The sequence below is a fragment of the Nocardioides pelophilus genome (genome assembly GCF_014180685.1).
GTDB classification, from domain to species: Bacteria; Actinomycetota; Actinomycetes; order Propionibacteriales; family Nocardioidaceae; genus Nocardioides; species Nocardioides pelophilus.
In genome coordinates this window covers 1-6980 of sequence record NZ_JACEHF010000199.1, presented here as the reverse complement: position 1 = coordinate 6980, position 6980 = coordinate 1, and the positions used below count along the sequence as shown (strand labels likewise).

Genomic DNA, 6980 nt, shown 5'->3' with positions numbered 1-6980 from the left:
GTCCGGCGCCTCCGCCACCTGGGTGGCGGTGAGGAACACGACCGAGGCCCGCGGCACCCAACCGGAGTTGCCCCGGCTCAGGTGCGGCACCATCGCCCGGTGCGCGGCGTCGCCGCGCTCGCACACGACGAACCGCCACGGCTGCAGGTTGCCGCTGCTCGGCGCCCACTGGGCGGCGTGCAGCAGGGTCGTGATCTCCTCGGCAGTGAGCCGGTGCTCGGCGTCGAAGACGCTCGGGCTCCAGCGGGAGCGCAGCGGCTCCGCGAGGGACGCGGCCTCGGGCATCGGTGCGTGCGACATGCGGCCCAGTATCCGGCCCCGTATCCGGCGCGGCGTCCGTACTCATCCTCAGGGATGAACCGCTGCAACCATTCCGGACCGGGTCGCGTCCTTTCGCCGTACCGCTTCTCCTCTGGAAGGAACCCCGTGTCTTCGCGCACTCCCCACGTCGTCCGCACCGCTGGCCGACTCTCCCTGGCCGCTGCCGCCGTGCTGACGGCCGGGCTGCCCACCGCTCTCCCCACCGTTCTCCCCACCGCCTCGGCGAGCGCCGCGTCTCCCGCCGGCACCGGCTGGGTGACCGGCGTCGTCGTCGACCGCTCCGGCGATCCCGTCGCCGGCGCCCTGGTCAACGTGCTCCCGCCACGGGAGATCCCCGAGTTCGGCATGCTCGACGAGACCACCGACCGGTGGGACGTGACCGCCGCCGACGGCACGTTCCGGGTCCGCCAGGACCCGCGCGGCTTCCTCGTCCAGGTCTGCGACCACGACGAGGACCGGCCCGCGACCTGCGTGCAGCCCGCCGAGGCCGAGCACCTGATCCGCTACGTCGGCCCCGACGGCGCCTTCGACAGCTGGCTCCAGCACACCGACCTGTACGACGCCACCGCGGCCGATCTCGCGGTCGGCACCATCGAGGTGCAGCCGACCGCCCGGATCGAGGGGACCCTCGCCGGAGCCCGGTTCGAGCAGCTCGAGGTGATGCGGCTCAACGACACCGTCGCCCTCCACGGCCAGACCGACGAGAACGGCGCGTTCACGATCGACGGCCTCGCTCCCGGCACCTACTACCTCCGGGCCGGCGGCCAGGGCACCGTCCCGTGGCGCTCGGCGGAGGTCACCATCGACGCCGCGCACCCGGGCCAGGTCGACGGCGTGCTCGACCAGGGCACCACCCTCGCCGGCACGGCGATCGAGGAGGCGACCGGCGACCCCGCCCGTCGTACCGAGATCTTCCTGGCCGACGGCGACGGCGACCTGATCGCGAGCCTCTTCACCAGCCGCCGCGGGGCGTTCCGGTTCACGGGGCTCGTCCCCGGCGACTACCGGGTCGGCGTGCTGCGGCCGGGTGGGGAGTTCGTCCGGCACTTCGAGCGGGTCTCGGTCGTCGAGGGCGACGAGCGGGTCGAGTCGACCGTTCCGCTGACCCGGGGCGCGACCGCCACCGTCCGCCTCCGCGGCACCGAGGGACGGGTCGACAGCGAGCTCCGCGACAGCCGCGGCAACGTGGTCTTCGCCAACCTGATCCGGGAGGACGGCGTGGCGACGTACCCCGGCCTGCGCCGCGGCGTCTACACGCTCGTCGCGAAGGACGGCGACGCGTACGGCCTGCGCACCTTCCGGGTCCGCGCCCTCCGCGCCTATGACCTGGGTCGGCTGCGGATCGACCAGCCGCTGCTCACGCTGCGCGGCCGCACGGCCCCCCACGCGGTGGTCGAGGCCACCACGAGCGACCTGTGCCCCGCCGACGCGTTCCCGACCTTCGGCGGCTTCCACGAGATCGAGAAGGCCGACGCCCAGGGCCGCTACGTGATCCGCGGCCTGGTCCCCGGCGAGCACTGGATGGTCGCCGCGGACGGCTTCCCGCACAACTACGCGCCGATCTGCCACGACGACGTGGAGATCGCCGCGTCGCGGAGGTACGACGTGCCGCTCGCTCCCGGCCACACCCTGACCGGGCGGCTGGTCTACGAGGGCACCGACCTGCCGGCGATCACCAACATCGGCTACGAGGTGCTCTACCCGGCCGGTCTGACGACCAACCCGACCAACGAGCACCCGACCCGGTCCCGCACCCGCGGATCGACCGGCGAGTTCACCATCACCCGGCTCTCGGAGGGCACCGCCACCGGCGGGCTGGCGGTGACGCCGAACGACGAGGCGTTCGCCCGGTCGCTGTGGGTCTACTTCCCGGTGCAGTACGGCACGCCGTACTGGCTGGAGGCCGACGCGGCGCCCCTGACGATCGACGGCGACGTCGACGGCGGCGACATCGAGCTCGGTGACGTCGAGCTGGTCCTCCACGGCGGCTGACCCGCACCCCCCTTCGCCGAGTCGGCTCTTGTCAACAAGAGCCGGCTCGGCGCAGTTCCGGGGTCAGCGGGCGGCCAGGACCGCCTGGGCCGCGTTGTAGCCCGGGATGAAGGTGATGCCCGGGCCGCCGTAGCAGCCGGCGCTGCCGAGGAAGAGCCCCGCGATGTCGTGGGGCTGGTCGCGGTAGCCGAGGGGCCCGGGGCGGTACGGGCCGAGCAGCTCCGGGTGGATCAGGCCGTGGCAGTAGTCGCCGCCCGGGGCGCCGAACATGGTGCCCATGTGCTTGGGGGTGAACGTCGTGTGCTTGAGGATGAGGCTCTCGAAGTCGGGCGCGAACCGGGTGATCTTGTCGATCACGCGCTGGCCCATCTCGGCCTTGAGCCGGGCGTACTCGCTCGGGTCCTCCTCGACGGGGAACCACAGAGAGAACGCCGACGCGGCCGCCTTCCCGGGCGGGCAGAGGTCCGGGTCGGACGCCGACGGGATCTGGAACGCGACGGCGGGGTCGGCCGGCACGATCCCCCGGCGGCTGTCCTCGAACTGACGCTGCAGCACCTCGGGCGTGGCGAAGAGGCCGATGGCGCTCTGCATCCGCGGGTCGTTGAGGAACTCGTACGGCGCCGCGAACTCGGGCACCCCGTCGAGCGCGAAGTGCATCTGGACGTAGCTGCCGCGGTGGTCGATGCGCGACAACCGGGTGCTGAGCTCGGGGCTCACCGCACCGGAGGTGACCAACGTGTTCAGGGTGAGGTCGGGGGCGATCGCCGAGACCACGGCGGGCGCCGTGATCCGCTCGCCGTCGGCCAGCACCACGCCGGTCACGCGCCCGTCGGCCACCACGATCTCGCCGACCGCGGCGTCCAGCCGCAGCTCACCGCCCGCGTCGGCGTACTGCCGGGCGAGGTGCTCGGTGAGCACGCCGATGCCGCCCTTGAGCTTCTTGGTCAGCACGGTGTTCTCGTCGGGCACCGCCATCCCGAACGCCAGCCCGGCGGCGCTGCCGGGGGACGACGGGCCGCGGTAGGTCGAGTTGACCGCCAGGAACGCGAGCATCCCGCGCAGGGCCGCGTGCTTCTCCTTGTCGGGCAGGTAGCGGTCCAGCACCTCGGTGCAGGACCCGAAGAGCAGGTCGGTGATGCTCGCGCGCTCGGCCGGGTTCGTCGCGCAGGCGTACATCTCGTCGAGGGTCCTGGGCGCGGTGCCCTGCTCGAACCTGCCGAGCGCCCGGGTCGGTGCGGCGCTCCAGCCCATCAGCTCGGCCATCCCGAGGACGACCTCGATGCCGTGCACCTGCTCCAGGTGGGTCGCGGCCTCGACCAGGTCCGTGTAGTAGATGAGCGGGGTGGTCTGCTCGTCGATCAGCGAGACCGACATGACGTCGAGGTCGACCTGGGGGAGCGTGTCCAGGCCCAGCTCCTTGCTCACCACCGCGGAGGTGGGCAGCTGGACGGACCCCGCGATCTCGAACCTGAAGCCGTCGAACAGCTCGACCGTCGAGGCCATCCCGCCGGCGTACCTCTTGGCCTCCAGCACCAGGGTGCGGAGGCCGGCCTGCTGCAGGACGGTGGCGGCCGTCAGCCCGTTGTGGCCGGCGCCGACCACGATCGCGTCGTACTGCATCGGGCGAGGGTGCCATCCACCTCGCTGTTTCGTCAATAGTGACAAAACAGGGTCAGCGGACGGGCAGGCCGTTCTCGATCGAGGTGAGCGCGGTCCGGCACAGCTCGGCGAGGTCGGCGAGCGAGCGTTCCTCGCGCTGCATCCAGACCTCCATGCCGGCGAAGACCGCGGCGGCCACGCAACGGGCGGTCACCGTGATGGCCAGGGCCTCCGCCTCCGGGTCGTCGCTGCGGCGGGCCAGGTGGTCGCGTACGGCGTGCGCGAAGTCGGACTGCACCTCGCGCATGTGCCGCACGATCCGTCGCGGGTCGAGCTCGTCGGCGCGCAGGCTCGCGATCTGGGTGACCGCCTCGACGTCGTACGGGAAGGCGAAGATCGCCGCCTGCACCGACTCCACGACCCGCTCCCCGGGCGGGCGGTCGGCGAGCGCGCGACGGAACCACTGCAGGCCCGCGTCGTAGTCGGCGAAGAGCAGGTCGTGCTTGGAGCCGAAGTGGCGGTAGAAGGTCCGCAGGGACACGCCCGCGTCGGCGGCGATCTGCTCGGCCGAGGTCTCCTCGACGCCCTGGGCCAGGAAGCGGACCGTCGCCGCGCGGCGCAGTGCCTCGCGGGTGCGCTCGCTGCGGGCGGTCTGCGGAGGGCTGGCCATGGGCGGCATTGTGCCTTGGTTTCGAGGCTCGCTGCGCTCGCACCTCAACCAGCGACAACGGCTCGCTGCGCTCGCACCTCAACCAGCGACTCGTGCGTTCTGTCACTATTGACAAAACATGGAGTCGGCGGGACCCTCGGCCGATGGTGTCCCTCATCGTCCACGCCGTGCTCGGCGTCGCCGTCGTGCTCTGGCTGGTCCGCTCCAACCCCACGATCTTCCGTCGGCCGGCGTCGGGGCCGGCGTTCTCGCCCCTCGAGGTCGGCTACCTGGTCGTCGGTGTCGTGTCGGTCGGGCTGGGCTGGTACTTCAACACCACGTTCGTCCTGGACTACGGCCCGGACCAGCTGTTCTTCAACCCGCTGTGGGGCGACGGCAGCTGGGCGCAGTACCTCGAGCTCATGTACGACAACCCGGCTGCCGGGTCCGCCGGCGTCGACTTCACGGTCGCCAACGTGGTGATCCTCCCGCTCGTCACGATCGTCGACGGGCTGCGGCGGGGCATCGCGAAGCCGTGGCTGTTCTTCGTGGCCACGCTCTTCGCCAGCTTCACGTTCGGCTGGGCGTTCTACCTCTTCACGGTGGAGCGGCAGCGCCGGCTGGCCGCCGGCCACGGGGCAGTGGCGGCGGGAGCGACCACCTAGGCCGCGCCGCCACCAATGTTGACCATCCAGGCGATCCCGAACCTGTCGGTGATCTGGCCGAACTCGTCGCCCCAGACCTGCTGGGCCAGCGGGACGGTGACGGTGGCGCCGTCGGAGAGCTTCTCCCAGTACTCACGGATCGCGTCGGCGTCGTCGCCGTCACCCGAGAGGCTGATCGTGATCTGCGAGCCCGGGGTGAAGTCCATGCCCTCGGGGGTGTCGGCCGCCATCAGCGCGAAGCCGCCGGGCGTCGTGAGCATGCTGTGCATGACCAGGTCGGCCGCGGGGGAGGACGAGTCGCCGTACTCACCGAAGGTGTTGACGGCGAGCTCGCCACCGAAGACCGACTGGTAGAACTCCATCGCCTCACGGGCGGTGTCCTTGAAGCTGAGGTAGGGGTTGAGCAGGGATCCCATCGTGGTCCTCCAGGTCGTGGGGCCGGCCCTTCCGGCCGACGCACCCAACCTAGGACTGCCCGCCGACAAGCGGAACCGACAGCAGCCGACCACGTAGCTCGCCGCGGCGGGCGACTACTGAGTTACGTGCTCGGCGACGTTGGTTGCGTAGCGATCGCGGATGTACGCCAGGCGCTGCGCGGAGAGATTAGTGGTCAACGACAACCCGTTCACCTCTCCACCCGAAGGACACCATCATGAAGCTCCGGAACAAGCTCAACTACTCGAACGTCGCGTCCTCGGTGGCGCTCGTCATCGCCGTCAGCGGCGTCGGCGGCGCCGCCTACGCGGCCGGCGTCGCCAAGAACTCCGTCGGCTCCCCGCAGATCATCGACGGACAGGTCAAGGCCCCCGACCTCGCGACGGACGCGGTGCGGGCCCCGAAGATCAAGAACGGGACGCTCGGCCAGAACGAGCTCACCCCGAACGCGCGGAAGGTGTTCACCGCCGGCCCCGACGCCTTCTTCGACGACCTGAACTTCCACAACATCAGCTCCGGCAACGCGGACAAGACGATCTTCGAGTTCACCGTCCCCGCCGGGGCGTACTACGTCACGGCGTCCGCCAACGTCACCAACAACGGCGCCGACGCCAACGACTTCATCTGCGAGCTCAAGCAGCCGATCGGCGAGTTCACCAGCACGATCGCGACCTCGGAGGTCCGGGTCGCCGCTGGCGGCGGCGAGCTCGGCACGATCAGCCTGGACGGGATCGCTGTCGACACCGACGTCCCGCTCGAGCTGACCATGACCTGCGAGGGCCAGCAGGCGCCGTACAACGGACAGGTCCTCGACCCGCGCATCGTCGCGGTCGAGCTCGGCAACGCCGTCAACAAGTAGGACCCAGGGGCAGCACCCCGCGCAACGCACGAAGCTCCCGGCCGGATCGCTCCGGCCGGGAGCTTCGTCGTGCCCGACCCCAGGCCGGATCTTCGGGACCAATTGCCTACGCCCTCAGCCCTCAAACCTCTCCTCCTCCCACCTCGTTGCAGGGAGACTGCTGTTGTGGAGTCTCCAGGCGCAGGAGGTCCGGCGGCCAACGTGGTTCGCCGGGCTCGCGTCGACCCGCGCGAGCGGAGGCGGCGGTCCTACCCGCTGCCCTTGGAGGGCGACGGGCGTCGGGGAGACGCGATCGCGCTGGCCGCCACCCGTGCCCTGCTCCGGGCGCTGACCCGGGAGGAGGCGGCGCAGATCCTCCGTACCGCGGTCGACGACCTCGGGGGCGAGGTCGTTCCCGCCCGGCTCGCGTCCGACGACGCCCTCCCCCAGGACATCTCGCTCGGGGTCGGGGGGCCGGCAG

8 protein-coding genes are annotated in these 6980 nt (G+C 71.3%); 4 read left to right on the top strand and 4 right to left on the bottom strand.

Annotated elements, in window-relative coordinates; genetic code table 11:
• On the bottom strand, positions 1-300 hold a 300-nt coding region (locus tag H0488_RS20825; protein WP_183101138.1), incomplete at its 3' end, for a nitroreductase family protein.
• 126 nt (positions 301-426) lie between these two features.
• Between H0488_RS20825 and H0488_RS20820 the strand changes: the two genes are divergently transcribed.
• Positions 427-2313 carry a carboxypeptidase-like regulatory domain-containing protein gene (locus H0488_RS20820; protein WP_183101137.1) on the top strand — a complete coding sequence of 629 codons (1887 nt, stop codon included), beginning with the start codon at positions 427-429 and terminating at the stop codon, positions 2311-2313.
• Positions 2314-2376: 63 nt separating this feature from the next.
• On the opposite strand, the gene H0488_RS20815 is transcribed toward H0488_RS20820, so the two are convergent.
• Together H0488_RS20815 and H0488_RS20810 are read right to left on the bottom strand one after the other, a co-directional pair.
• Positions 2377-3933: a phytoene desaturase family protein gene (locus H0488_RS20815; protein WP_183101136.1), complete on the bottom strand. Its 1557-nt coding sequence runs from the start codon at positions 3931-3933 to the stop codon at positions 2377-2379.
• 52 nt (positions 3934-3985) lie between these two features.
• Entirely contained in the window at positions 3986-4582 is a 597-nt protein-coding gene (locus H0488_RS20810) for a TetR/AcrR family transcriptional regulator (protein ID WP_183101135.1), read from the bottom strand.
• A 143-nt stretch (positions 4583-4725) separates the two neighbouring features.
• Between H0488_RS20810 and H0488_RS20805 the strand changes: the two genes are divergently transcribed.
• The gene (locus H0488_RS20805) at positions 4726-5226 is read left to right on the top strand and encodes a DUF2834 domain-containing protein (RefSeq protein ID WP_183101134.1); all 501 of its coding nucleotides are present in this window, start codon (positions 4726-4728) and stop codon (positions 5224-5226) included.
• Here the strand turns inward: H0488_RS20805 and H0488_RS20800 are convergent.
• Positions 5223-5642, bottom strand: coding sequence for a VOC family protein (locus H0488_RS20800; RefSeq protein WP_183101133.1), 420 nt, complete (start codon positions 5640-5642; stop codon positions 5223-5225). The genes H0488_RS20805 and H0488_RS20800 overlap by 4 nt on opposite strands.
• Positions 5643-5878: 236 nt before the next feature.
• Between H0488_RS20800 and H0488_RS20795 the strand changes: the two genes are divergently transcribed.
• Together H0488_RS20795 and H0488_RS20790 are read left to right on the top strand one after the other, a co-directional pair.
• On the top strand, positions 5879-6520 hold the full coding sequence (locus tag H0488_RS20795) for a hypothetical protein (RefSeq protein ID WP_183101132.1): 642 nt from the start codon (positions 5879-5881) through the stop codon (positions 6518-6520).
• Between the two features lie 201 nt (positions 6521-6721).
• Positions 6722-6980: hypothetical protein (locus tag H0488_RS20790; RefSeq protein WP_220794844.1), on the top strand; the 259-nt coding region annotated here is incomplete at its 3' end.

What these genes read in the sequence shown, in the direction of transcription:
- H0488_RS20805 (WP_183101134.1), top strand. Translation starts at nt 4,726, where the DNA reads ATGGTGTCCCTCATCGTCCACGCCGTGCTCGGCGTCGCCGTCGTGCTC.
- H0488_RS20810 (WP_183101135.1), bottom strand. Translation starts at nt 4,582, where the DNA reads ATGGCCAGCCCTCCGCAGACCGCCCGCAGCGAGCGCACCCGCGAGGCA.
- H0488_RS20815 (WP_183101136.1), bottom strand. Translation starts at nt 3,933, where the DNA reads ATGCAGTACGACGCGATCGTGGTCGGCGCCGGCCACAACGGGCTGACG.
- H0488_RS20795 (WP_183101132.1), top strand. Translation starts at nt 5,879, where the DNA reads ATGAAGCTCCGGAACAAGCTCAACTACTCGAACGTCGCGTCCTCGGTG.
- H0488_RS20800 (WP_183101133.1), bottom strand. Translation starts at nt 5,642, where the DNA reads ATGGGATCCCTGCTCAACCCCTACCTCAGCTTCAAGGACACCGCCCGT.